Raw genomic sequence first — 25469 nt, forward strand, 5'->3', positions numbered from 1 at the left:
GCACTAGAGTAGCTCCAATTCTAGCTCGACCAGATCGCCCTCGGCGAGATCTTCTGCCCGCATCACCTTTTTGCTGACGAGCAGCCACCAATCGCGTTCTCCTTGCCCTGTCGCTTCGCGAATTGCGGGTTTGGGCTTGGTTGGGAAGACCGAAGTTTTCCATTCCGTCTCACCAATTCGCGCCATTATCTTCACCGAGCCGAACCCGCGGCGAGTTCCGTACTCAAGGCGTTGCATCAGGGCATGCGCGGCAATGTGCTCGGCTTCATCACCGGTGATCGAGACCAGGCGATAGACTGCCTTCTCACCGCGCCAAATCTTTAGAGGTGTTTGCAGTGTCAGTTTGTCAGCCATTGGGGGCAGGTCGGATTGGCACAGGAATGTTGCAGATATCCGCGCCGCCAGCGGGATGGATGAAGAACGGATCGCGGCGGTTGGCGCGCGCATCAGCATACTTCGCGAAAGTCTCGCTTTCGGTGCTGAGATATTCGTAAGCGTATGTGAGGCCTGCAGGCTCGTCGTCCGACTCCAGCAGATCAGCCGCTACATCAATCGAATGGATCGGCATGCGCTTGTCTTCTTCATCCTCGGCATAGAAACCCAGTACGCCGTTGCCGCGCGGCAGGCTGGAAAGATGTTCCATCCCTTCGATGATCCGCCCAACCAGCGCGATATTGCGATCCAGGTGCCGCGGCGCATGGCCGATTACGGTATAAAGCTCCGCTCCGCTGCCAGTGTCGGGCGAGTAATTGCGGCCCACGCCGACCATGCCGTAGCAGTGGACGGGCCAAGCCTTCGTATCTTCGTGTGAATGCCCTCGAGTGAAAGTTCCGGCAATGGGCCAGCCTGAAGAGAAGCCTGTCATGCCAGGGTACCCCTCAAAGCGATCAGAAAGACTCTTCAAGCCAACTGGGAGCAGGTCCAGCGGCTGTCCTCCGGTCAGGCTAATCCGGGGTTCACGATAGTAAACGTGGGCGACCTGATCTTCTAAACTCATGTTCCATTCGACCGAGATGACGTACTGATCTTCTCCCATCACCTTCAGTCCTTCTGGCAGCGTCTTCACCTCGCCGTCAGCTTCGGGATTGTCGTAATTGGGATCGCCCCATTGGACGACATAATTATCCTGTACGCGGTTGACGCTGATCTCGTCGTACCACCCCTCACGCGCGAGCAGTTTGATATTATGGACCCATCCTTGGCTGAAAGGCGCGGGCATCAGCTGGATGATGACTTCGCGCGGATTACCCTCGGCATCGGGAGCTAGCCGCATCACCAGCAGGTCTTCTGCTGGAATGGCGACCCAATCCTCCGGCGCGGCGTCTTCGACGATCTGATTGGGCGAAGGAGCCGGCGATTCTGTTTGCGCGAATCCAAAAGCGGGAAGGGTGAGGGCCACTAGGCAAGTCATGATTTTCTTCATGTTTTCAGACCTGCCATCTCACGCCTTGCGAAGCAATCGTTTCAAAGCTAGAGCGCGCGCTTCTTGTTTGCACTATCGCTTCGCTGCTTGAGTGGAGGGGGCGATTAGATCTTCAAACGGCCTCAAGTAGCGCACCGCGCGGTAGGCCAACAAGAACGCGGAGCAGTGGCCGAGTGGTCGAAGGCGCACGCCTGGAAAGTGTGTATACGGTAACCCCGTATCGAGGGTTCGAATCCCTCCTGCTCCGCCACCTAGTCTTGGGTATCCCTGACATGTGAGAAGATACCTCCGAAAACCGCGCAGTTCTGCGGGCCTTGGCGTGTGAGGCGGTACCACGGAGAGCGCATTGGAGAGAGAATTTGCGCCCGTTTGCCCCGTTTTCTCCGTGCGCCTTTTGCGAGGTACCGGATTGGGTAATTGGCGCTATTTGACCGCCTCTCCTGTTATTCCCGCAAAAACAGGGCGATTGTCACCGCCCCCAGGTGCTGCCGATCCCAGATTCTATTGGAGAAGCAGAGAGTTGCTTATTGCGCGGGCTTCGCCTGTTTCCGAATAACAGGGCGATGAGCACATCTGGCCAAGCCATATGTACGATCCTTTGTCAATAATAGCTATAATTCAATGGGTTGCGATGCTCGGTGAATTATGCTCTAACCGAGTCGCACCTGGCCCCAAAGGCAGGCAAAGGTGAGCAGCACGAGGATCATTCGGATCCGTCGAGCAGCAGGATGAAGAGCTCAGCCGCATTGCGGCTCGCAGCCCTGTGTCATCCGGTTGCCGGCATCCGGAAGGATCCTTCCAATGAAAATCCGAAATCGCACCCGCGGGCGCAAAGTCGACCTGCAAAGCACACCCTCACCTCAAGCCATAGAATCTGCCCGGCCCAACGACCCTAATGACGGGCTCGAACTCGTTATTGAGTACCGCCCAACGGAAGAACTGACACCGCCGAACCGGCGGTTGCGCAGGGCGAACAAAAGACGAGCTAATGCGATCCGTGCCAAGGTACGATCGTTTGGACTGAATCTTCCGATCATCGTCGACGCTGAAGCGCGTATCGTCATTGGATACGGTAACTGGCAGGCTGCTCGAGATCTGGGGCTCGAACGGGTTCCGGTCATCTGCATCACGCACCTCACGCAGGAACAGCTGCGGCTCTTCGCCCTCGCCGAGACGAAGATCGCCGACATGGGCGAATTCGACGAAGAGGTGTTGCGGCTTGAGTTCAAGGAACTGAGCGACCTCGATCTCGGCTTGGACTTCAATCTCGAGCTTTCCGGCTTCACGATGAGCGAGATCGACGACCTGCTGATCGAGCCGGATGAACCCGGGGACACTCTTCCGGGTCTTCCATCACGTCCGCCGGTCTGTGTCCCCGGGGACACCTGGCAGTTGGGAGATCACCGGCTCCACTGCGGCGATGCGCTTGAAGAGCAGAGCTACATCTCCTTGATGGGCGATGAGCGCGCTCAGGTCGTAGTCAGCGACGCGCCCTACAACCAGCCGATGGCCAACATCTCCGGCCAGGAGCGCGAGGAGTTCGCTTTTGCTTCAGGCGATATGGATAGGCAAGAGTTCACGTCCTTCCTGCGCACCTCCTTTGATCTGATGGCGCGCTACAGCGAAGATGGCGCAATCCATTACCAGTTCATGGACTGGCAACACCAGCGCGAGATGCTCGATGCAGGCGAAGCGGTCTATTCGCGGCTGCGTAACCTGGTGGTGTGGAACAAGGGCATGGGCGGCCAGGGAAGCTTTTACCGCTCACAGCACGAACTCATCTACCTATGGCAGGTAGGGGAAGGGCCGCCGATCAATAACTTCGGCCTGGGCGAGACCGGCAGGTATCGCACCAATGTGTGGGACTACCAGGGCAACAACTCGTTCCATGCATCCCGCGATGACGAGCTGGCTCTCCACCCGACGGTCAAGCCGGTAGCGCTGATCGCTGATGCGCTGCGCGATTGCTCGCATCGCGGCGGCATCGTGCTCGATGCTTTCGGTGGGTCTGGCTCAACGCTGATGGCGGCTGAGCACACTGGCAGGCGCGCCCGGCTGATCGAGATCGATCCTGGCTATTGCGATGCGACGATCGAGCGCTGGCAGGCGAGGACCGGCCAGGAGGCTGTACATCTCGAAAGCGGCAAGAGCTGGTCGGAGATCGCTGAGGAGCGCGGGGTCGATCTTGCTGTACCCGAAACCGCTGATCGGGAGGAGGTGAGCAATGGCTAAGCGACCTTCCAAGCCTGCCAGCAAGCCGGTTCGCGAGCGCAAGCGCAAGAAGACCGAGTCGACGCCGAACGACCACGCCAATGCGGACGGACCTACACGGGACACCCGCTTCCAGCCTGGCCAGTCGGGTAATCCCAAAGGGCGTCCGCGCAAGGACAGGAACCTCCTCAAACTCATCGAGGAGGAACTCGATGCCGAGATGCAGGTCACTGAGGGCAGCAGAAGCATTCGCCTGAGCAAGCGCGAAGCGCTGGCAAAGTCGATGGTCAACAATGCCATCAAGGGTGACCAGAGGGCGCTCAACAATCTGCTCAAGCAACTTCCAAAGCCCAAGCACGACGAGAGCGAGGAATACGCAGCGGTGCCGCTGGAGGCCATACTGAACTTCCTCATGCGCAAGGGCCCTAACCCAGACGGCGGGGAGACGGACAATGACTGATCCTGCAGAACTGGTTGGCCTGCCACGAGAGATATTCGACTCCATGATCCGCGAGGATTTCGCGACCTTCCTGGCGCAAGTGATGGCTGAGTTGGAGCCGGGGACGGACTACACGGAGAACTGGCATATTGAGGTGATGGCGAATGCGCTCGAAGACGTGAGGCGGGGGGAGACCCTCCGCCTCATGATCAACTTGGCGCCGCGCAGCCTCAAGACGATTATTACCAGCATAGCCTTCCCAGCCTTCATCCTCGGTCATGATCCTACAAGGCGGATCATGTGCGTCACTTACAGTAAGGAAGTCGCCAAGGCCCAAGCGGTGTCGTTCCAGCGCGTCATGCGTTCGGGATGGTTCCGCCGGGTCTTTCCCGAGTGCCACTTTCCGGTCCATAACCGCCAGCTTGAATGGCAAACCACGGAGGGTGGCTTTCGCCTTGCGACGTCTGTCGAGGGCAGCATGCTCGGGCGCGGAGCAGACTTCATCATTCTCGATGATCCTAACAAGGGGCAGGAGATCTTCTCAAGCGTTGCGCGCAACAAGGTCATCAGTACTTGGGATAACGTCATCTCAACCCGGCTCAATCATCCGAGGGAAAGTGCGATCATCTGCGTCATGCAGCGTCTCCATGAGCAAGACCTCGCAGGACATTTGCTCGAACAGGAGGAGTATCGTCAGATCCTGATACCCTCGATCGCGACCGAAGATGAGGAATGGGATCTGGGCAATGGCCGGGTTCATCTTCGCGCCAGTGGCGAACCGACTCAGGCTGATCGCATGGATCATCGCGAATATGAGCGACAAAGGCGGATCATGGGTGATCTTACCTTCAGTGCGCAATACCAGCAGCAACCCGTTCCGGATGATGGTATCGTCATCCGCCGCGAATGGCTGCGCTACTATGAAGAGCAGCCGCGAGAGTTCGAGACCACGCTCGTGAGCTGGGACACCGCATCGACGCTGGGTGAGAATAGCGACTGGTCGGTGGGTACCGTGTGGGGCTGTCACCGTGGCCAAATCTATCTGCGTGACGTGATCCGCATCAAGATGGAAAGCCCCGAGCTGACGCACCTCATCGAGGACACACATTGCTCCTATGGGGGTGATCTGACGCTGATCGAGGATGGTGACCTGGGCCGGGCGATCGCGCAGTCGCTGCGCAGCAGCTCAATGCTGTGTCGACCGAATATCGTGAGGCCGAGGCTGGCCAAGATCGAACGCATGCAGGCCCGGGCGGTGCTGTTCGAGACGGGCAAGGTGCTCTTCCCCCGCGAGGCGCCCTGGCTTGCGACCTATCAGCAGGAACTGCTCGGCTTTCCCAATGCGCGCCACGATGACCAGGTCGACAGCACCAGCCAGGCGCTTCAGTGGTTCCAGCGCAGGCTGCGCCAGGAGATGGCGGCCGAGCGGCCCGCAGGAACGCGACCAAGGGGCGATCGCCGGCCACAGGGACTGTCGTTCGAGACGGGTAGCCGCCGATAACCATCGTAGCGAGGGCAGGGCCTCACGGTATGTCGATGCGTTCCCATCCAACCCAGTGAGGCTCTGGCTCGCCCTTGAAGTAGCGCTGCATGGCATCGCACACGAGCGCGAAAGTCAGGGTGTAGGATGGCTGCTGCTGCGGTGAGAATATGCGCGGCATGAGCGGCTCCTGTTCGCCGGCTTGCCCGTCAGCCATTGCGGCCGCTTCGACAGGGCTTAGCATTGCCCGGAAATGCGCGTCCTCGCTGCCTTCCTGCTTCTCGAGTATCCAGTGATCTCCCTGGCACAGGCACTGCATGAAGTGCTTGTAGGATCGCTCAATGATGACGAAGCGGTCGGCCGGCGCGCTTCGCGCAGCTTCGAGGGCGGGAGGCACATGCTCGATGCGGGGATCATATCGGCCACCAACAAGGATGTGTGGGCCTCTTCCACCTCTCCTGCTTCCACCGAGCGGAAGTCGCCTGACCATAGGCGGCGAGGAACTGCTGAAGATCAGCAGGGCTTCATCGTCGCTCCAGGCAAAGCGCTCCGGGCGGACGGCAGCCGGAGCATCTTCTGGGTGAGCTGGGGGTCTTGATGAATTAGAAATATTACTCATGGGTGGTCTCCTTGAATTTGCGCAGCTGAATGCTGCTCCCACCACCCAAAGCCCCGATGCCTGGTAAATCAGCGTTCGGGGCGCCTTGATCGAGGCATCAATCCTCTCTCATCCGGCATGGACAGCAATGCTTACTTTGCAGCCGAAGTCCAATGGAAAGTGACCAATCAGGCCAAGTATCTGCGCAATGTCTGGAATGCGCCCCAGGATTGGACATCAGACCAGGAGCAGTTCTTCTCGCTGCTTCACCCAGTCGGAAGTTATCGCGCTAGCTTTGAGAAGCCTTTCTGCTGTCAGATCTGCCGGTGTGTTCCCTACGAGGATTGTGTCGACCATATCAGGCGTGAGGAAGGCAAGGCGCACAACTCGGGTCATGTAGGAAGCAGTGACATCTTCGGCTCTGGCCAGCTCCGCGATCCTGATGTCGCCCTGGGCGAGTTTGTCCCACCAGCTGCGTGCCTGGTGGATCAGCTTCACGAGGGCCATGTCAGGTGTAGTCGCGCCAGCGCTGGTGCCATCGGCTTGAATGAGCCGAACGGCGAGGCCCGATCGCTTGAGCCTGGCGGTGACTGCATGTTCTAAGTGTTCGGAACCGCTGCATCCCGAAGGCAGTTCCAGCAGCCTGGCTATTCCGCTTCTCGCGAGTGTGAGAACGAGGCGGTCCGGATAGACCGTGACCTTGTGCAGAACTTGCCGGACAATATTACGTCCATTGCGCACGAGGTCTGAAGCCATCCGACCGCACTGAACTTCGATTGTTGGCAACAGAGACGCCGGCACATCGAACTTCGCACGCTCAATCAGTGTAAGCGGCTTATCGAAGAGCGCCTTGAGCTCCTTTCGCACGAGCGGTTCGATCTCGCAGGCTGGAATACGTAGGGCTGGGGGACGGTTGCTGCCCTCGCCGCGTGGTTCGCTCGGCTGGATATAGTAGCGATAGCGCCGCGAAGCGCTTTCAGGCTTGCCGGGTACAGGCTTCGTGGTGTGGACGGGTTGGAGAACTTGGCCGTCCTCATCGAACAACAGACCAGCGAGCAGTGCACTGCTGCGTTCGTTACGGGTGCTGCGCCGGTGGCGCTTCTCTGCCAGCTTCATTTGGGCATATTCAAATGTGTCTTCGTCGATGAGTGCTTCGTGCTGGCCTTCGAAGACTTCGTCCTTATGCGCTATCTTGCCGCGATAGATCGGATTGGAGAGGATCTTGTAGATCTGGCCGCGGGTAAAGGCGCCGCCGCCTATTGATTTGCCGGTGGTAAGCGTACGCTCGGGAACGCGGATCCCTTCGCGGAGCAGTTCTTCCGCCAGGATGCGGACATTGCCGACTTGGAGATAGCGCGCATAGATATCGCGTATCAGCGCGGCATGCTCGTCGACGATTTTGAGGCTTCGCCCATCAGGTTCATATCCCAATGGCGGTATCCCGCCCATCCACATGCCCTTGGCTTTGGAAGCTGCCAGCTTGTCTCTGATCCGCTCGGCTGTCACTTCACGTTCGAACTGCGCGAAGGATAGAAGCATATTGAGCGTGAGCCGCCCCATCGAGTTGGTGGTGTTGAACGACTGGGTCACGGAGACAAAGCTGACCTCTGCATCATCAAAGGTTTCGACCAGCTTGGCAAAGTCCAGCAGTGACCGGGTCAGCCGATCGACCTTGTAGACGACAATAATATCGATCCGGCCTGCATCGACATCAGCAAGTAGCCGCTGTAGGGCAGGGCGCTCGAGCGTTCCACCCGAGATACCGCCATCATCATAGAGCTCAGGCAGCAGGCTCCAGCCTTCCGAGGCCTGGCTCAGGATATAGGCAGCGCAGGCCTCACGCTGTGCATCCAATGAATTGAAATCCTGCTCGAGCCCCTCTTCAGACGACTTGCGGGTATAGATAGCGCAGCGGATCTTCTTCATGCTGCTTGCCGCTTCTGCTTCAAGCCAAAGAAGGCAGGGCCTGACCAGCGGGTGCCGGTGATAGCGCGGGCAACTGCGCTCAAACTCTTCCAGGTTCGGCCATTCCAATGGATCGCGCCATCTTCATCGATCACAACTACATGGAGCTTGCCGCCATATTCGCGCGCCAAGCGCATGCCGGGCGCGAGGCTCTGCGTTTGCGTCTTGCCCGCGGCCAATTGTTCCAGTCGCTGCAGGCTTTGCCGCGACAAGCCTCCATGCACCGCGACCTGCAATTCCCAAGCGAGCGCCAGGCGCAGCAATGCGGCGCTCACCTTAGGCAGAGGCCGAGCGGTGAGAGAGACCCACCGCTCGGCCAGCTCAGCCGTGTTCATGTCATCGAGAGCAGCGAGCTCTTCGGCGAGTTTGCTCTTCGTGCTCATGAGCGTGCCTTGATCGTGTAAACGCTGACATCGTTGCGCGTGCTTCGCTCGATTACGTAGCCGCGTTTCTTGAGGCCGGTCAGTGCAGCGCGGGCAGTATGCACCTGCCAGCCCGTAGCTGCGACCAGCTCATCCAGCATCGCGCCTTCCTTGCGCTCCAGCAGCGCGACGACCTTGCCGATCTTGCTGTCGGGTCTTGGTGCCGAGGGCGTAGTTATTGGTGCGACCTTGGCGGTCGTGGCGTCCTTGGGTTTGCTCTTTGTGCTCGTCGTCATGGGTGGGTCCTTTCCGGTCTGGAGCAGCTCCATTGCTGCTCCCACCACCCAAGGCCCCGTGTCGCATCAGGCGATGGGGCAGCGACCAATTTCGGGGCCGCGATTCGGTAAGGACATGAATGCTTGCCTTGGGCGGCAAGTCCAATGGAATATGCTCTAAAGGCTCGAGAAAGTGGCTGTCAGTCTAGCTTACGCTTTGGGAAGCCAGAATGATAAAGCGATATATGTGAAGGCGTACCTAGCAAAGCATACCTCGGACTGTTCCGTGAGTAGCTGATCGGCGGGAGCAGCTACTCACGCTGCTCCGACCGCTGCTTGTGCCTTAAAACCGAGCAGTCACTCTTACCCAGCCGCCGACGCCTGCGCCGGGCAGGCGCTCGTCAACCGGCACGTCGGATGCTCCGACGCGGCTGCGTCCGGCAAGATGCGGCTGGTATTCTGTGTCAAAGAGGTTCTCGAGCCCGGCCTCTATCGCCAAGCCATCGGAGGCCGCATAGCGTCCGAACAATCCGACCACCGCGTAGCCATCGCTTCGCTCTTCGTCATTCGAGAGCGACACCTGATTCTGATCCCCCGCAGCGACGAGTTCCCCGCCGAACGAAAATCGATCGCCAAGCCAGGCCGCCGAAATACGCAGATTCGCAGGAGCGATCCGATAAAGGTCATCGTCGATGTCGCGCCGTTTCCCTCGCACGTAACTGGCCGTGCCAGATATCTCGAAGCGCTCGATCGGGCGAACACTGAAGTCGAGATCTGCGCCGTAGAGCTCCGCGTCAACATTGCTGAAGCGCAGCGGTGTGGTGTCACCGTTCATAGCGGCAATCATCTCGACCGGGCTGTCGACGACACCAACCGTCGCATCGAATGGCACACCCTGGATGAAGTTATCGACCCGGCGATAAAACAGCGTTGGCCGGAGTGAAAACACGTCATTCTCGAGATCGAAGCCCACTTCCGAGATCCACGCGGTTTCTGGGGCAAGCTCAAGATTGCCGACATAGATATTGCCGTCGGCAAGGCCGAAACTCGCCTCCGTCGGGAGCCAACCGAAGCGCTCGAGCAGGCTCGGCAGGCGCTCCTTGCGGGCCAACGTCACGCGAGGGGTGATGTCCCCAAGCGGCATCCACACGCGCAGCGCTGCATCCGCGACCGTTTCGGAGCGGTCACGATCCGCCGCGCTGAAAGCCGCTGCAATGCCGCGTGGACCCATCGGCACTGCTGTGCCCAATTGCGGGTCTCCGGCCGATTGGCTCGTGTGATCGAGGCGCCCCCCAAGCTCAAACTGAACCGCTCGGAGTGCACCGCGCCATTGCGCGAATGCTCCGAACCGCTCGGATTGCACATTCGGCTGTGCATCGATGAAGAAGGCCTTATTAAGAGGATTGGTGATCCGCACATATTTGTCGGTCAGTTCTGCGTCCGCACCGATCTGGAGATAGACGGTGCTGGTACCGAAGCGCACCGAAGCCTCCGCCGTCGTGGTATCGGCATCCGCAAAGGTCGCTCTGGCTCGCATTGGCGGAGCCGCCGGCTGCCTCGAAGTCTGATTGTCCATCAAATGGCGAACCGCAACGTGGCCTACACGCCCGTCGAGATAGATATCCGGAGCGATTTCACCGCGGAAGCCGCCCTGTATGAAGTCGGTGTCGAAATAGACGATGTCTAGCGCAAAGGGCGGATTGCCAGTCGGGTCGGTCTCGCTGCGTCGATACTCAACAAACAGCTCGCCAGGTCCAGTGCGAAAGCCAGCATGGGCGCCGTAGAGGTTACGCTCAAACGAGGTCCCGACCGCTGTTCCGCCGGGAAAGTCGTAGTCATCCCCTTCCTCGCGGCTTGCGATCAAGCCGAACCGGACGCTTTCATTCGCGAGGCCTGCCATTCCACCAAGTGCATAGCTGTTATCAACGCTGCGATACTGGCTTGTGAAGCGCAGCTGGGGCGAAAAGCCCGAGCCATCAGAGAAATCCGTTTCTACCAGCTGCGCGTTGACGGCACCGGCAAGCGATGGTCCTTGTGAAACAGGCGCAACGCCGCGGGCAATGTCGATGCGTTCGACAAGTATAGAAGGGGCATAGTGAAGCGGCGGGTCCATCGCATTGGGTCCACCTGTGGCGAAGCGCTGGCCATTAACCCGACCAAGCACGCGTTGTCCGGCGAGACCGCGATAGGAAAGCTGGCCTGAGAGCGCCCCGTTCCCGACAAGCGCACCACCTGGCGCACGCGCTGCGATAGAGACAGCGTCTGCTGGAAGGGCAATCTGCTCAGGCGGCGCGATCTCGTCGCGCGATATTGTCTCGGAGCGCGTCGCGGTAACAACAATCGTATCGGTCAAAACCGAGTCGGTTTCTTGGGGGTTTTGGCCGTCTTTTGCGAAGAGAGGCTGGGCGGCAAATATCGGGCAGGATGCCAGAAGGGCGGCCCTGTGAAGAGCTTTGGCGTTCATGGTTTACTCGTATGTTCGGTTTGCACGCGACCAAGGGCAGCGGCTTCACGCCGCGCCTAGGGTCCGGTTTGTATCGGAATCAGCCGTGCGCAGGCGGGCCGCGAAGCGGCGGTCGCAGGCGGCGGTTTGTCGTAACCGAGAAAGCCTCAAACTGCGCCAAGAGAATTTGGCCGCGTTCGAGAGTGATGGTGTCGGAACTTGGCTGTTCGGGCACGTTGCCCGCACATGCCAGCGCCGAAAACGCGCAATCGACTTCCGCACGACTTGCCGTGGGGATATCGTCATCAGACGCTGGAGCTTGATGGCCCATCGCCGCGTGGTGTGATGCCGCATCTTCGAGCTGGGCATGTCCTTCTGCAGCCATAACGGCACGAGCGAGAGGGTTCGTCTCGGGGCACAGCGTTATCGCGAAAACATGCGATGACGATGACGCAACCATATAGCCCGCCGGAACGAGGGCATTCATCCCCAGTGCGATCAGGGCCAATGCCAACAGAAGGCGGCCTCTGATCGGGGAAGGTTTGCGCAGCTGGGTCATTCTGAGTGGAAGCATGAGAAGTCTAGCGCTCGATACAAATCGTCGTGGCGCTTTCGAGGGCAATCACAACCGAGAATGGAGCGATACCTGTCATGCCAGATCCATTCAGGATAGCCGTGCGAAGTTGGCAACACCGGGCGCCGGGGTTCGGGCAGGCACATTCTTGGCAGTTGCGCGTGGATCAAGCCCGCCAATCAGCGTTCCCAGCTCGACCAGACGATCTTCGTTGAGCGTGTAGTAGACAAGTTTCGCATCTTTGCGGGTCTCGACCAGCTCGGCTTTTCGCAAAACACCAAGCTGCTGTGAAAGCGCCGGTTGGCCTATGCCGGATGCTGTTTCGATCTCACCCACATTCAATTCGCCGCCCCGAAGCAGTTGGACTATCTGGAATCGCAGCGGATGCGCGATTGCTTTCAACTCTTCGATGGGCGCGTCGTCGGTCATTGGCCTTTTCCTTTGCTGGCCTCACGCAAAAACCATGCGGTTTCATCTCCAGCCTTAAATACTTCATCGAGTTCCTGCGTGGGCGGCTTTAGCAGCGGCTCTCCCGGCTGCCAGTTTGCAGGGGCAAGAGCGTCCTTGGCGTCAATCGCCTGCAATGCATCGAGCATGCGAAGCATCTCAGGGATCGAGCGACCCATATTGGCGGGATAGCAGGTGATCGCGCGGATCACGCCCGTGGGATCAATGAAAAAGGTGGTTCGCACGGTGGCGCTGTCGTTGTCTTGCGGCGCCACCATTCCGAATGCGCGGCCGATGACGAGCGTTGGGTCCTCAACAATGGGGAAGCGTACTTCGATATCGAAGCGGTCTCTGATCATGCGCAGCCAAGCAAAATGCGAGAACAGGCTGTCGACCGAAAGCGCCATGAGCGCGCAATCGCGCTTTTCGAACTCGCCCGCCTCCCGCGCCAATTCGACGAACTCGGTCGTGCAAACGGGCGTAAAATCCGCCGGATGGGAAAACAGGATCAGCCATCGTTTCCGGAAGCTGGAAAGTCGGACCGGGCCGATCGTGCTCCGAGCCTCAAAGTCTGGCGCTGCATCGCCAATACGAAGGTTCCGCGAACCCCCTGCCTGATTGTCATTGATATCCATGGTCATACTCTTAGCACTTGACTCCGATAAAGCAATATATATACACAATTTATGTAATCAAAGGAGTAAAGCATGACTAGCGCAGATCCGAACCTTCGGGCGGCGGCTGATCAAATCAGGCGTGCGCAAACCGAGAAAACGCTTCGCCCGTCGGTTGCAGGCTTTTTCGACGAGGCAACATTTACTGTAAGTTATGTCATCCACGATCCTCAGACATTAGAGGCTGCCATCATCGATTCGGTCCTCGACTATGAAGCCGCAGCCGGTCGGACGTCTTATGGCTCGGCAGATCGCATTATCGAATACGTGAATTCGAATAATCTGAAAGTGACCTGGCTGATCGAGACGCACGCGCATGCAGATCACATCTCTGCCGTTCCTTACCTTCAAGAGAGGCTCGGTGGGAAACTCGCGATAGGGGCGGAAATCGTCCGCGTGCAGGAAGTGTTCGGCAAGCTGTTCAACGCGGGAACCGACTTCGAGCGAGACGGATCGCAATTCGATCACCTGTTCAGCGATGGCGAGACGTTCCATCTCGGCAAGATTGAAGGTGTTGCGCTGCACGTGCCCGGCCACACCCCGGCAGATATGGCCTTCATTATCGGTGATGCTGCGTTCGTCGGGGATACGATCTTCATGCCGGACTTCGGGACGGCACGCGCAGATTTTCCCGGAGGCGATGCACGGCAACTATTCCAGTCGATTCGTCGCCTGCTTGCCTTGCCCGACGAAACAAGGCTGTTCCTTTGCCATGATTACAAGGCGCCGGGACGTGATGAGTATGCGTGGGAGACAACGGTCGGTAAGCAGCGTCGCGAGAATGTTCATGTGAAAGATGGCGTGAGCGAAGATGACTTCGTTGAAATGCGCACATCGCGTGACAAGACACTGGCCATGCCTAACCTTATCATGCCCTCAGTGCAGGTGAATATTCGCGGCGGCCGCTTGCCCGACCCCGAAGACAATGGGGTGAGCTACATCAAGATTCCGGTGAATGCGGTATGATGTCGCCCAACTCGCAATGCGTGATTTTGTCGGCGCATGTGGAAAGCGTCCATTTGTCCAAAGGTGATGTGTGATGGATATTCGCAGCGCAGGACCAGCCTTTGCGGTCGCGCCGCAGATTGATCCTTCGGACGTCGTCGCTCTCAAAGAGCGCGGATTTGTTGGGCTGATATGCAATCGCCCCGATGGCGAAGAGGACGGCCAGCCGACAGTCGCTGAGATGCGCGAAGCCGCCCAAGCTGCCGGTATGGCTTTCCACCATATCCCGGTGTCCGGCGGTGAGTTCCCGGATGGAGCGATAGCAGCATTTCGCGCTGTCCGACGCGGCACAGAGGGACCGCTGCTGGCCTACTGCCGAACCGGTACGCGTTCAATCACTCTCGATACGCTCGCAAACCCGGATGACACAGACCCATCCGAACGCCTCTTGCGTGCCGCAAATGCGGGCTACGATCTAACCAAAATGAGCGACAAGCTCGTGTAAGAATTCCGGGAGAGAGAATATGTCCACGTCACACAAGGTGGTGATCGTCGGCGGCGGTGCCGCCGGGATTGCCACTGCCGCTTCGCTTCTCAAGCGCCGCTCAGGTCTTGACATTGCGATCATCGAGCCTGCCGATTCACATGCCTATCAGCCGGGCTGGACGATGGTTGGTGGCGGCATATTCGAGCCTAAGGTCACTCGCAGAACCATGGCGAGCGTAATGCCGAAAGCGGTCACCTGGATCAAACAGGCAGCGAAGTCCTTTCAGCCCGACAACAACGAAGTCACGCTCGAGGATGGCTCGACTGTCCGTTATGAGGCGCTCGTCGTGGCTCCAGGTATCCGCCTTGCCTGGGAGAAGATCGATGGTCTGGAAGACGCGCTCGGCAAGAACGGTGTTACTTCGAACTATCGTTACGACCTTGCTCCCTACACCTGGGAGCTGGTTCAGAAACTAAAGAACGGTCGCGCTATATTTACGCAGCCCCCCATGCCGATCAAATGCGCAGGGGCTCCTCAAAAGGCGATGTATCTCTCCTGCGACCACTGGATGCGCGCTGGCGTGCTCGACGATATCGACGTCGAGTTCTGCAATGCTGGTGCAGTGTTGTTCGGCGTAGCCGATTACGTTCCCGCACTGATGAGCTATATCGAGAAGTACAGCGTCAACTTGAGCCTTGGCCACACGCTAGTATCGGTCGATGGCCCCGCGCAGAAAGCCGTTTTCAAAACCGAAGACGGCGAGGTCACCCGCGAGTTCGACATGCTGCACGTTGTGCCGCCACAAGTCGCGCCAAAATTCCTGGCCGACAGTCCACTGGCTGCAGAGAGTGGCTTCACCGATGTCGATCAGCATACCTTGCGCCACAACCGCTACGATAACGTGTTCGGGCTGGGCGATGCGGGTTCGATGCCCAATGCGAAAACTGCAGCGGCGGCGCGCAAACAAGCGCCCGTTGTAGCAGTCAACGTGCTGCAACAGCTCGACGGTCATGGCCCGAAGGCGGGTTATGATGGCTACGGTTCGTGCCCTCTAACGGTCGAACGCGGCAAGATCGTGCTCGCCGAGTTTGCCTATGGCGGCAAGCTCGCACCGAGTTTCCCGACTTGGCTGATCGATGGGACCAAGCCGCAGCGTTTGTCTTGGATGCTGAAGGCTGACGCGCTTCCCTGGATTTACTGGAACGGGATGCTCAAGGGACGTGAATGGCTGGCCGGTCCGGGCGGCCTGATCGCCCAGTAGGGCGACGGATAAGGGGCCTCCAGAGATGCTTTCGCGCTATCTTCCGATCCTTGAGTGGGGGCGGACCTACAATCGCAACGTCCTGACGGACGATCTGATGGCGGCGGTCATCGTCACTATCATGCTGATCCCGCAGAGCCTTGCCTATGCGCTGCTTGCCGGGCTCCCGCCGGTTGTCGGCCTGTATGCCTCGATCCTGCCGCTCGTTCTCTATGCGATCTTCGGAACAAGTCGGACGCTCGCGGTGGGTCCAGTCGCGGTAATCTCGCTGATGACGGCGTCGGCTGCAGGAGCGGTCGCGGCGCAAGGCACGGCGGAATATCTCGAAGCTGCAATAACACTGGCGATGCTTTCAGGCGTGATGTTGGCCATTCTGGGTTTTTTGCGCGCCGGCTTCCTCGCCAATCTGCTCTCTCACCCTGTCATCAGTGGCTTTATAACAGCATCGGGGATTCTCATTGCCACCAGCCAGTTGAAGCACATTCTCGGTATTCAGGCGGGCGGCGACAATTGGCCCAATATGCTCGGATCGCTCGCCGTCTCGATTGGCGACACCAATGTCTGGACACTCGCTATCGGTATCCCGGCGACGCTTTTCCTGTTCTGGGTGCGGAAAGGCGCAAAGCCTGCCTTGCAGCGCATCGGACTTCCAAAGCGTGCAGCAGACATGACTGCGAAAGCAGGACCAGTGGTCGCGGTCGCACTCACGATATTGGCAGTCCTCGCGCTCGATCTTGGCGAGAAAGGCGTCAGCTTGGTTGGCGCGATACCCCAGGGCCTGCCGCCCTTTGCGCTGCCGAGCACCGACCTTTCTCTGATCGAGAAGCTATGGGTTCCTGCTCTGCTCATCTCGATTATCGGCTTTGTGGAAAGCGTATCGGTCGCGCAGACGCTTGCAGCCAAACGGCGCCAGCGCATTTCGCCGGACCAGGAACTTATCGGTCTAGGCGCGGCTAACGTCGCCAGTGCGTTCTCAGGCGGTTACCCCGTTACAGGCGGATTTGCTCGCTCGGCGGTGAACTTCGATGCCGGGGCGCAAACACCCGCCGCCGGAGCCTACACCGCCGTCGGGATTGCGCTCGCGACGCTGTTTCTGACCCCGCTCCTTTTCAATCTGCCTATCGCCACGCTCGCCGCGACCATCATCGTTGCGGTCCTGAGTCTCGTGGATATGAAGACGCCGGGACGGCTCTGGCGCTACTCAAAGGCTGACTTCGCGGCGCATGTTGCGACCATCGGGATTACCCTGCTGGCGGGCGTGGAGATGGGCGTGATAACAGGCGTCGCGGTGGGCCTGCTCCTTTACCTTTGGCGTGCAAGCCGCCCACACGCTGCCATCGTTGGACGCGTCCCGGAAACGGAACACTTTCGCAATGTCGAGCGGCACAAGGTCATCACGGTTCCGCACATCCTGTCGATCCGGATCGACGAGGCGCTGACCTATCTCAACGCGCGCTGGCTCGAAGAATATGTGCTGGAAGAAGTCGCCGATCGTCCAGCCGTGCGCCACGTGATCCTCATGTGCAGCGCTGTGAACGAGATCGACGCATCTGGTCTCGAAAGCCTCGAAGCAATCAATCACCGGCTTGGCGATGGCAAGATTGGTCTGCATTTGTCTGAGGTCAAAGGGCCAGTGATGGATCGCCTGAAGCGCTCCCATTTCATCGAAGAGCTCAACGGAGAGGTATTCCTTTCGCAGTCGAAAGCTTTCGAGAAGCTGGTCTTGGATGACGGAACCCCTCCAGAACCACACGATCACTATCTCGCCCGAGGTCTGATCTGATGCCCGAGATCACAAACAAAGACGAGAAATGCCGCCGCATCGAAGCGCTGATCGAGAGCGGCAGGGGAGTTTGCGAGAGTTGCCGCGAAATTGGCATCTCGGAGAAGACCTTTTATCGTTGGCGGAAAGCACAATCCTTGGGGGAGGATCGAAATGCTTAGATCGATTGATCTGGTGCGCGAGCGCGTGCCCATAGCGAGACAGTGAAGAAGGAAAGGACCTATCTATGGATATCGACATCGGGATCGATCACGCAGCACGCGAGAAGTCATCGAACGCGCTGAAGAAGCTGCTCGCGGATACGTACACGCTTTATCTCAAGACCCATGGCTATCACTGGAACGTGGAAGGGCCGCATTTCCAACAATTGCACCTTCAATTCATGGAGCAATACACCGAGATGTGGACGGCCGTTGACGAATTGGCAGAACGCATCCGTGCGCTTGGGCACTATGCGCCCTCATCATACTCCGAGATGAGCGGTCTCTCATCGATCAAAGAGGAGGCCGGAAGTCCGAATTGGCAGGAGATGGTGACCAATCTTGCCAAAGGTCATGAGCAGGTGGCGAAAACCGCACGTGAAGTGCTCCGGGTAGCCGAGGAAATCGGCGATGAGGCAACATCCGACGTGGTCGCGCCAAGGCTCACCCTGCACGAAAAAACCGCGTGGATGCTTCGTGCCACCGCGAACTAGATCGCGGCAAGGTACAAAGACGCCGGAAAAGCGCGCCACCTCGAGAGCCATCAAGCAAACACATTTACATTATTTTTGATATTGAATGGGTCCCTCGCCGTCTTTGGGGACGGAATAGGTCCATTTTCGCATATTCGATACTGAATTCAGAATATCGATTACATTAAGTGATAAATTGTAATTGCAGTCTCTAGCCGCCGCTGTTAGACCTTCCTTCAAGAAAGGAGGTCTCAATGGCCTGTTGGAAATCTCTTCTCACACTGGGTGCGCTCATGCTTGGCGGTGGGTGCACGAACGCCATCGCAGCGGACCCGCCAGGCATTGACGGTGCGGCCTTGTTGCAGGCCCTTGACGATGAGTATCGTGCCGAGGCCACCTATGCCGCCGTCATAGAGAAGTATGGCGAGGCTCGGCCTTTCATCAATATCATCGAAGCGGAGCGTCGCCACGCGAGCCGGGCGAAAGCCGAATTGGATCGTCTTGGCATAAGCTATGATGCAACCAACCCGTATCTCGGCAAGATAGAAGCGCCAGCGACCCTGATTGCAGCGTGTGAGCAAGGCGTCACCGCAGAGATCGAAAACATCGCACTCTACGACCGCCTTCTCCCGACCGTTCGTGACGACGACGTCCGCGAAATCCTCGGTCGACTGCAATGGGCTTCGCGCGAACGTCATCTACCCGCATTCCAGCGCTGCGTTTCGCGCGGTGGTCAGATGGGACAGGGACGCGGCAGCGGGCACCACGGTCGCAACTGATCCCAATTATCACACTCTCAAGAAAGGAAATCCCTATGTCTCTTCACATCGGCGACACCGCCCCCAACTTCACCGTTGCCACGACCAAGGGTGAGATTGATCTCCACGAATGGTCGGGTGACAGCTGGGTCTTCTTCTTCAGCCATCCGGCGGACTTTACTCCAGTGTGCACCACCGAAATGGGCATGACCGCAAAGCTCGCCGCGGAGTTCGAGGCGCGCAATGTCAAGCCGCTCGGTCTCTCGACCGACACGGTCGAAGAGCACCTCGAATGGGTCAAAGATGTCGATGAAACGCAAGGTGTCACTCTCGACTTTCCCATCGTTGCGGATCCCGACCTCAAGATCGCCAAGCTCTACGACATGATCCACCCCGACCAGAGTGAAACCGCGGCGGTCCGGTCGGTCTTCATCATCGATCCGGCCAACAAGATCCGCCTGGTGATGACCTATCCTATGAGCGTTGGTCGCAATTTTGACGAGATCCTGCGGGTGATCGACAGTCTCCAGCTATCGGACCGCTGCACTATTGCCACGCCTGCCGACTGGCGGCCCGGCGATGATGTGATCATCCCGCCTTCGATCAATGATGATGACGCGAAGACAATGTTCCCCCAGGGTTTCACCACCATCAAACCATATCTACGGACGACGAAAGTCGCCTGAGGGTCGCGGGGCGCATTCGCTGTCAAGCGGACGCGCCCTTAGTCTTTTGCTGCGAAACTTTCACAACTGAGGGATCACGGTTTCCACCATGTTTGACCAGCTCGACGCCCTACTGCTGGCGCGCGTCCAATTCGCCTTCACGGTCAGCTTCCACTTCTTCTTCCCTGCCTTCTCGATCGGGCTCGCGAGTTACCTCGCTGTTCTTGAAGGGCTGTGGCTGAAGACCGGCAAGCAGGTCTATCTCGATCTGTTCAAGTACTGGCTCAAAATCTTCGCCATTGCGTTTGCGATGGGCGTCGTTTCGGGCATCGTGATGAGTTATCAGTTTGGCACGAACTGGTCTGTGTTCTCAGACGTAGCCGGGCCAGTCATCGGGCCGCTCATGGCGTATGAAGTGCTGACAGCCTTCTTCCTTGAGGCTGGTTTCCTCGGTGTCATGCTGTTCGGCATGAACAAGGTTGGGAAGAAGCTGCATTTCACCGCGACACTTATGGTCGCGCTTGGAACCTTCGTTTCGGCCTTCTGGATCCTCTCGGTGAATAGCTGGATGCAGACGCCCGTGGGCCATGTCATGGGCGAGAACGGCCAGTTCCTCCCCGGCGATAGCTGGTGGGACATCGTCTTCAACCCCAGCTTTCCGTATCGCCTCGTGCACACGGTAATGGCAGCCTATCTCACCACGGCCTTCGTTGTCGGCGGTGTGGGAGCGTGGCACCTTCTGAAAGACAAAGCCAACCCGCATGCGCGCAAAATGTTCTCGATGGCGATGTGGATGGCTGCACTCGTCACGCCACTGCAAATCTTCGCGGGTGACATGCATGGCCTGAACACTCTCGAGCATCAACCCGCCAAGGTCATGGCGATGGAGGGGCATTTCGAAAGCCACCCCGATGGCGCGCCGCTGATATTGTTCGGCGTTCCGGACAGCGAGAGCAAAACGGTGCGCTATGCGATCGAGATTCCGAAGCTGTCATCGCTCATCCTCAAGCACGATCTAAATGCACCGATGGACGGTCTCGACACCATCGCGGATGATGAAGAGCCGCCGGTGGGCATGGTTTTCTGGTCCTTTCGCATCATGGTCGGGATTGGCTTTGCGATGCTCGGTATCGGTCTTTGGAGCCTTTACGCTCGAGCCCGCAAGCGCCTGTATGACGCTCCTTGGCTACACCGCGCAGCGATCCTAATGGCGCCGAGCGGATTTGTGGCAGTACTCGCGGGTTGGATTACGACCGAGGTCGGCCGACAGCCCTATGTGATCTACGGTCTGTTGCGCACAGCCGATGCGGCAAGTCCACTCGATGCGCCCGCAGTCGCAGCTTCTCTGCTTGCCTTCATTATTGTCTATTTCACAGTCTTCGGGATCGGTGTTTGGTACATCCTGCGCCTGATGGGCAAGCCGCCCCAAACTGATGAGGTTGGTGCAAAACGCGGTGATACTGGCCCCATCCGAACTGCTGGTATCACGCCGGGCCCGACTCAGAACCCGATTGGTGAAGAGCCACTTCCAACGACGAAGGAGCCAGCCTGATGGACCTCACTGTAATCTGGGCGTTTATCATCGCTTTTGCCGTCTTTGCTTATGTCGTGATGGACGGGTTTGATCTGGGTATCGGCATTCTCTTCCCGACCTTACGTTTGGGTAAGGGACGCGACCGGGCCATGAATTCGATCGCTCCGGTTTGGGATGGAAACGAAACATGGCTTGTGCTCGGCGGCGGTGGATTGTTTGCCGCCTTCCCGTTGGCCTACGCGGTAATTCTTCCCGCCACCTATCCACTGATCATTGCCATGCTGCTGGGCCTTGTGTTTCGGGGTGTCGCATTCGAATATCGCTGGCGCGATCCCAATCATCGGGCTTTCTGGGATGCAGCGTTCTTTGGTGGTTCGCTTGTAGCGGCCATGTCTCAAGGCATGACGCTCGGCGCTCTTCTACAGGGCATCGAGGTAGCTGATCGCAGTTACGCAGGCAGCTGGTTCGACTGGCTCACGCCTTACACTTTGCTTTGCGGATTGGGCGTTGTCGCAGGCTACGCGTTGCTTGGCAGCACGTGGCTGATCTGGAAGCTGGATGGCGGGGTCCAGAGGCACGCGCGTTATCTGGCATTGCGGGCGGCCATCGCGACAATCGTCCTGATGGGAGCGGTCAGCCTCTACAACATCTTCCTGAACGCCGAATACGCTGATCGCTGGCTAACCGCGCCGGAGATATATTTCGCAGCGCCTGTGCCTATTCTGACCGGGATAATCGCTCTCTCGATGATTCAGGCGATCAGGAAGGAACGCAAAAGCAAACCGTTCTGGCTCGCAATTGCGCTCTTCTTCTTCGGAATGGCCGGGCTCGGTGTGACAATGTGGCCTTACGTCGTGCCTCCTGGGGTAACGATCTGGGATGCTGCCGCACCCGAAAAAAGCCAGATATTCATGCTGGTTGGTGTGGCGCTCACCATGCCGCTCATCATCGGATATACCGCTTGGGCGTATTGGGTGTTCAGGGGTAAAGTGGCCGACGAGGGATATCACTGATGCTCGCACCACCTGAACCCCAGCAACCGCTTTGGAAACGGCTCGCGTGGATGGCCGGAATTTGGCTAGCGAGCGTCACTTTGCTCGGTATCGTGGCTATGATCATTCGGTTCTGGCTGAAGGCATAAGCCAAGGAGGCGAGCATGAACCCAGATAGATATCGAACCCTTCTCCTTTTTGTAGCAGCATGCGCGGTGGGCGCTTGTTCGCAAGGTGACAGGAGTGTGGCGGAGGAAGCCGAATTCCTGCTCCAATCTGAAAAGTTGACTGCTCGATTTCAATCCGAACTCCAGAGAGAGCTTTCCAATGCTCTCAGCGAGGTTGGCCCCGTGGGGGCGATCGGCGTTTGCCAGTCGGCGGCACCCGCAATCGGGGAGCGCCTTTCAGAAAACAGCGGCTTCAGAGTAAGTCGCATCGCGCGTCGCAACCGCAATGCAGGCAACGGGATACTGCCAGACCTTGAGCCGCTGTACAGCGAGCTAGAAGCATCACCGATGCAAGATGGTTTCCCTCGATCCGTGCACGGCACAGTTGACGGCCGGTTGGTCTACCTCAGGGCCATTCCCATGCAGGAGAAACCCTGCTCGGCATGCCACGGATCGAACATCGATCCTGCGCTCTCGAAAGTGATCTCTCAAAGCTATCAAGACGATCGTGCCGTGGGTTTTGAACCGGGCGAACTTCGCGGAGCATTCCTGGTGGAGCAGTCGACAACCTTGCCGATCTTGCTGCCGGGGTGACCCGCTGGGTCGTTGTCTGCTTTGCCCTGAGATTCGCTCTTGGTCCTTGTAGTCATGGGTGGTTCCCCTTGTTCGGAGCAGCGACACGCTGCTCCCACCACCCAAGGCCCCGTTCGCGCTACGCGATGGGGCACCGACCGCTTCTAGGGCTGCGATTCAGTACAGACACCAATGCTTCCTTTGCCGAGCAAGTCCAATGGAATATGCTGTAAGGGGTAGGAAATTATGCCATCACACTGGTCCACTCTATCGGAGACGTAGAGAGCGGCCGTGACCAATTCCTCTCGGACCAGTGCAGTCATGCGGTCAGGTTCCTTTTCAAGAACTCCCGTTTGCACTTCAATCCTTCAAGGCAATTCTGTGTTTGCTACAAAGCCTAGGTCGCGCGCAAAAAGTGCCTCGACTTGCTGATGTGTGTGTTTCATCCGATCATAGTTTTTTGCCGCGTGATCTCGATCAGGATAGGGCCATTCTTCCAACCGGCCAGAATATCGCCCTAAAAAGCCTATTCCCTTTTCGAGTCCTCGCCCGTCATCCAGCTGTTCAGCCCACAAGTTATGATCCACACACTCGGCGATAGTCGCCAGCCTGCCGGCCCCCGCCAAGACGTAATTCGAATAGTGCCAGCTCCGCGTGCGATTGAGTTCAGACGTGAAACGTCCGTCTTGATCCATTTGCTGCGCGAGGCGCTTGTTGAGAAAATCACTCGAGACATTCCTTGCGAGTTCCTCGTTTCCCGCGAAAAGCGCGAAGTGAGAAAGATAGAAGTCATAGAAGATAGCGTGATTGTTGGTCTTGTTCCTTGATGCCTTGCCATTTTCGCTCGTCTGAAGCCACGAAACGAATTGTGCATACCAGTCTTGGAGGTTGGCATGCTGCGATGAAGAAAGGGCTCCTGATGGCAGGATTAAGCCTACGCTCTCGATGACGGTCGAAAAATCGGATGCTTCGATTATACCTTCGCCACGTCCATTTACTCGCCCTGGAACACCCTGAGCGAAATCCATGTTGGGCGACATTCGCGTGTCCGGGTCAAGAAACCAGATGTCCACAAGCATTGCCGCGCGCGTGGCATAGCGAGCATCCTCCGTAAGGAAATAGCCAAGCGCCAGTGCTTCCAAATCGGCACCTAACTGGCTCAAGCGGCCCTTGTCGAAATCAGGTCCGTTGCGCTCGGGATTCACGACACCATCGCGCCGAATATAGGGTAACCCGTCTGCCTGGTCGGGGTTGGGCCACCAATATGGCCCGATAGAAGCGTAGTCATTCGATGAGGCACCTGGAACGTTCTTGCCTTTGTCGGTCACAGAATAGGGCCCACGATGCAAAGCCTCTTCGGCTTGCGCAAGTCGTGCTTTCCGTTGTTCCGGGTCGGATGCGATTGCCTCGAGCCATTGCGGACGCCAGAGAAATGTCTTCCTTCCGTTAAAATCGCTGGAATAGCCAAGCGAGCCTCGGCATTCGTAATTTGCGTAAACGGGCCCGTCTTCGGTCAGCGCCGATACGGAGTCTGGCGAAGTGAACATTGCAAAGAATGCACTCATCAGTGTGAGGGTACGTATTACAAACTCCCTGGATACTAGAGTGAGTCCGCGCTTATCTGACGGGAGATAGAGAGACCAGAATTTTCGCATGGCAATCCGATCTAAGTTTTTGACGTCACCTGTCTACTTGCTCTGACCACACCATCCGGTCATATTTGGATCGATCAATATCCCATCCAACAAATAGGCGGGCGTCCATAGATGAAGCTAGGTGTGATAGGTGCGGGGCGAATTTTGTCGGCGTATCTGGAAGCCTCGGATCCATCAGGTATCGAGATTGCCGCAGTGTGCGATGTGGGCAATCCCATTCTACCCGACGACATCAAAGATGTGCCCTTCTTTGCTGACTTTCGCGACATGGCAAAGTTGGCTCAACTCGACGCCTTTCTGGTAGCCGTGCCCAGCTCGAAACATTTCGAAGTTACCAAACTCGCGTTAGATGCGGGCCGACCTCTTCTAATTGAAAAGCCGGTTACATTGAATTCTGCTGAGTTCGGTCTGCTGCGCGATGAAGCTTGCGCGCGTGGGACCCCTGTCTTTTCCTTGCTTCACGCCCAGTATGGGTCCGAAGTGATTGCAGCGCGGAAGTATTTCCAGCAGGTCAAGGCATCGAGCCGGACCCCAGTCACAGTGCATTGGCAAACATTGCTTTGTGATCCCTACGAAGAGAACCCTGCTGCGCAGGCCTCATTGATCAATGCCTGGGCGGACGGCGGAATAAACGCCATTTCCATTGTGCTGGCGGCTTTTCCTGGAGCGCAACTGAAAAGAGTTACCGGACAGCACATTCCCTCAGAGCGCAATTGGGCTGAGATCAGATCGCGCCAAACTTTCAAACTGTCAGGAGATTGGGCTGGTTCAGTTACGATCGAGACAGACTGGTCTCAGGGTCACGGACTCAAGACATCCAAAGCAGAACTAAATGATGGGGTCAGAATTGAGCTGCATCATACCAATGAGACATTCGAGATCACGGGTGACGTTCACGACACCGTTCAATGCTTCCAGAACGAGCGCTCTCGTCTTGCAAATCATTATGTCGAAGCATTCAGAGACGCGCGTGAACACATTGAGCAGGGGCGGTCGAACTGGGAATTCAGCCAAGCTTGTCATGCCAGCTATTTTTCCTGCTTCCCTTGAAGCTCTGTGGCTTGGCAAGGATAGTGGTCAGCTTC

General features: G+C 57.8%; 27 protein-coding genes and 1 tRNA gene. 17 read left to right on the forward strand and 11 right to left on the reverse strand.

Annotated elements, in window-relative coordinates; genetic code table 11:
• Nucleotides 1-3: 3 nt before the first annotated feature.
• Together A6F69_RS04115 and A6F69_RS04120 are read right to left on the reverse strand one after the other, a co-directional pair.
• Nucleotides 4-354, reverse strand: coding sequence for a DUF1905 domain-containing protein (locus tag A6F69_RS04115; RefSeq protein WP_067597731.1), 351 nt, complete (start codon nucleotides 352-354; stop codon nucleotides 4-6).
• The gene (locus A6F69_RS04120) at nucleotides 347-1423 is read right to left on the reverse strand and encodes a peptidylprolyl isomerase (RefSeq protein ID WP_067597734.1); all 1077 of its coding nucleotides are present in this window, start codon (nucleotides 1421-1423) and stop codon (nucleotides 347-349) included. Before A6F69_RS04120 ends, A6F69_RS04115 begins: the two co-directional genes overlap by 8 nt.
• Before the next feature lie 159 nt (nucleotides 1424-1582).
• On the opposite strand from A6F69_RS04120, the gene A6F69_RS04125 reads away from it, so the two are divergent.
• From A6F69_RS04125 to terL, 4 genes are all read left to right on the forward strand, one after another.
• Nucleotides 1583-1673: transfer RNA gene (locus tag A6F69_RS04125), tRNA-Ser, on the forward strand.
• Nucleotides 1674-2224: 551 nt separating this feature from the next.
• Complete coding sequence (locus A6F69_RS04130; protein ID WP_083984670.1) at nucleotides 2225-3655, forward strand: DNA modification methylase; 1431 nt, start codon at nucleotides 2225-2227, stop codon at nucleotides 3653-3655.
• On the forward strand, nucleotides 3648-4094 hold the full coding sequence (locus A6F69_RS04135; RefSeq protein ID WP_083984671.1) for a DUF5681 domain-containing protein: 447 nt from the start codon (nucleotides 3648-3650) through the stop codon (nucleotides 4092-4094). The genes A6F69_RS04130 and A6F69_RS04135 overlap by 8 nt, the downstream gene beginning before the upstream one ends.
• On the forward strand, nucleotides 4087-5574 hold the full coding sequence (gene terL / locus A6F69_RS04140; protein ID WP_067597737.1) for a phage terminase large subunit: 1488 nt from the start codon (nucleotides 4087-4089) through the stop codon (nucleotides 5572-5574). Before A6F69_RS04135 ends, terL begins: the two co-directional genes overlap by 8 nt.
• A gap of 22 nt (nucleotides 5575-5596) precedes the next feature.
• On the opposite strand, the gene A6F69_RS13050 is transcribed toward terL, so the two are convergent.
• From A6F69_RS13050 to A6F69_RS04185, 8 genes are all read right to left on the reverse strand, one after another.
• Complete coding sequence (locus A6F69_RS13050; RefSeq protein ID WP_144573719.1) at nucleotides 5597-6172, reverse strand: hypothetical protein; 576 nt, start codon at nucleotides 6170-6172, stop codon at nucleotides 5597-5599.
• Nucleotides 6173-6388: 216 nt separating this feature from the next.
• Entirely contained in the window at nucleotides 6389-8077 is a 1689-nt protein-coding gene (locus tag A6F69_RS04155) for a recombinase family protein (protein ID WP_067597746.1), read from the reverse strand.
• Complete coding sequence (locus A6F69_RS04160; protein WP_067597749.1) at nucleotides 8074-8499, reverse strand: DUF2924 domain-containing protein; 426 nt, start codon at nucleotides 8497-8499, stop codon at nucleotides 8074-8076. Before A6F69_RS04160 ends, A6F69_RS04155 begins: the two co-directional genes overlap by 4 nt.
• A complete protein-coding gene (locus tag A6F69_RS04165) occupies nucleotides 8496-8774 on the reverse strand; it encodes a DUF3489 domain-containing protein (RefSeq protein WP_083984830.1) in 279 nt (92 codons plus the stop codon). The genes A6F69_RS04160 and A6F69_RS04165 overlap by 4 nt, the downstream gene beginning before the upstream one ends.
• A gap of 322 nt (nucleotides 8775-9096) precedes the next feature.
• Nucleotides 9097-11106, reverse strand: coding sequence for a TonB-dependent receptor (locus A6F69_RS04170; protein WP_169816544.1), 2010 nt, complete (start codon nucleotides 11104-11106; stop codon nucleotides 9097-9099).
• 190 nt (nucleotides 11107-11296) lie between these two features.
• Nucleotides 11297-11755, reverse strand: a complete 459-nt coding sequence (locus tag A6F69_RS04175; protein WP_067597758.1) for a hypothetical protein — start codon at nucleotides 11753-11755, stop codon at nucleotides 11297-11299.
• A gap of 105 nt (nucleotides 11756-11860) precedes the next feature.
• Nucleotides 11861-12199: an ArsR/SmtB family transcription factor gene (locus A6F69_RS04180; protein WP_067597761.1), complete on the reverse strand. Its 339-nt coding sequence runs from the start codon at nucleotides 12197-12199 to the stop codon at nucleotides 11861-11863.
• Nucleotides 12196-12852, reverse strand: coding sequence for a peroxiredoxin (locus tag A6F69_RS04185; RefSeq protein ID WP_067602436.1), 657 nt, complete (start codon nucleotides 12850-12852; stop codon nucleotides 12196-12198). Before A6F69_RS04185 ends, A6F69_RS04180 begins: the two co-directional genes overlap by 4 nt.
• Nucleotides 12853-12924: 72 nt before the next feature.
• Here A6F69_RS04185 and A6F69_RS04190 point away from each other — a divergent pair, with 72 nt between their 5' ends.
• The 12 genes from A6F69_RS04190 to A6F69_RS04240 all read left to right on the forward strand — a co-directional run bounded on the left by A6F69_RS04190 (nucleotide 12925) and on the right by A6F69_RS04240 (nucleotide 22750).
• The gene (locus A6F69_RS04190; protein ID WP_067597764.1) at nucleotides 12925-13857 is read left to right on the forward strand and encodes an MBL fold metallo-hydrolase; all 933 of its coding nucleotides are present in this window, start codon (nucleotides 12925-12927) and stop codon (nucleotides 13855-13857) included.
• A 73-nt stretch (nucleotides 13858-13930) separates the two neighbouring features.
• Nucleotides 13931-14341: a protein tyrosine phosphatase family protein gene (locus A6F69_RS13160; RefSeq protein WP_067597767.1), complete on the forward strand. Its 411-nt coding sequence runs from the start codon at nucleotides 13931-13933 to the stop codon at nucleotides 14339-14341.
• A gap of 19 nt (nucleotides 14342-14360) precedes the next feature.
• Complete coding sequence (locus A6F69_RS04200; protein ID WP_067597769.1) at nucleotides 14361-15584, forward strand: NAD(P)/FAD-dependent oxidoreductase; 1224 nt, start codon at nucleotides 14361-14363, stop codon at nucleotides 15582-15584.
• A 25-nt stretch (nucleotides 15585-15609) separates the two neighbouring features.
• Complete coding sequence (locus tag A6F69_RS04205; RefSeq protein WP_067597772.1) at nucleotides 15610-17367, forward strand: SulP family inorganic anion transporter; 1758 nt, start codon at nucleotides 15610-15612, stop codon at nucleotides 17365-17367.
• Entirely contained in the window at nucleotides 17367-17528 is a 162-nt protein-coding gene (locus A6F69_RS13310; RefSeq protein WP_083984672.1) for a helix-turn-helix domain-containing protein, read from the forward strand. Before A6F69_RS04205 ends, A6F69_RS13310 begins: the two co-directional genes overlap by 1 nt.
• A gap of 65 nt (nucleotides 17529-17593) precedes the next feature.
• Entirely contained in the window at nucleotides 17594-18061 is a 468-nt protein-coding gene (locus tag A6F69_RS04210) for a Dps family protein (protein WP_067597775.1), read from the forward strand.
• A 233-nt stretch (nucleotides 18062-18294) separates the two neighbouring features.
• The gene (locus tag A6F69_RS04215; protein WP_211352818.1) at nucleotides 18295-18819 is read left to right on the forward strand and encodes a ferritin-like domain-containing protein; all 525 of its coding nucleotides are present in this window, start codon (nucleotides 18295-18297) and stop codon (nucleotides 18817-18819) included.
• A gap of 35 nt (nucleotides 18820-18854) precedes the next feature.
• The gene (locus A6F69_RS04220) at nucleotides 18855-19484 is read left to right on the forward strand and encodes a peroxiredoxin (RefSeq protein WP_067597782.1); all 630 of its coding nucleotides are present in this window, start codon (nucleotides 18855-18857) and stop codon (nucleotides 19482-19484) included.
• Between the two features lie 88 nt (nucleotides 19485-19572).
• Complete coding sequence (locus A6F69_RS04225) at nucleotides 19573-21015, forward strand: cytochrome ubiquinol oxidase subunit I (protein ID WP_067597785.1); 1443 nt, start codon at nucleotides 19573-19575, stop codon at nucleotides 21013-21015.
• Nucleotides 21015-22010, forward strand: a complete 996-nt coding sequence (gene cydB, locus A6F69_RS04230; RefSeq protein WP_067597787.1) for a cytochrome d ubiquinol oxidase subunit II — start codon at nucleotides 21015-21017, stop codon at nucleotides 22008-22010. Before A6F69_RS04225 ends, cydB begins: the two co-directional genes overlap by 1 nt.
• Entirely contained in the window at nucleotides 22010-22138 is a 129-nt protein-coding gene (locus tag A6F69_RS04235; RefSeq protein WP_067597791.1) for a DUF2474 domain-containing protein, read from the forward strand. Before cydB ends, A6F69_RS04235 begins: the two co-directional genes overlap by 1 nt.
• Before the next feature lie 15 nt (nucleotides 22139-22153).
• On the forward strand, nucleotides 22154-22750 hold the full coding sequence (locus tag A6F69_RS04240) for a c-type heme family protein (protein ID WP_067597794.1): 597 nt from the start codon (nucleotides 22154-22156) through the stop codon (nucleotides 22748-22750).
• Nucleotides 22751-23097: 347 nt separating this feature from the next.
• Here the strand turns inward: A6F69_RS04240 and A6F69_RS04245 are convergent, their stop codons facing one another.
• Complete coding sequence (locus tag A6F69_RS04245) at nucleotides 23098-24294, reverse strand: alginate lyase family protein (protein WP_067597797.1); 1197 nt, start codon at nucleotides 24292-24294, stop codon at nucleotides 23098-23100.
• A 201-nt stretch (nucleotides 24295-24495) separates the two neighbouring features.
• On the opposite strand from A6F69_RS04245, the gene A6F69_RS04250 reads away from it, so the two are divergent.
• Nucleotides 24496-25434, forward strand: a complete 939-nt coding sequence (locus A6F69_RS04250; RefSeq protein WP_067597800.1) for a Gfo/Idh/MocA family protein — start codon at nucleotides 24496-24498, stop codon at nucleotides 25432-25434.
• Nucleotides 25435-25469 lie beyond the last annotated feature (35 nt).

The organism is Altererythrobacter ishigakiensis (assembly GCF_001663155.1).
In the GTDB taxonomy this organism is placed as follows: domain Bacteria; phylum Pseudomonadota; class Alphaproteobacteria; order Sphingomonadales; family Sphingomonadaceae; genus Erythrobacter; species Erythrobacter ishigakiensis.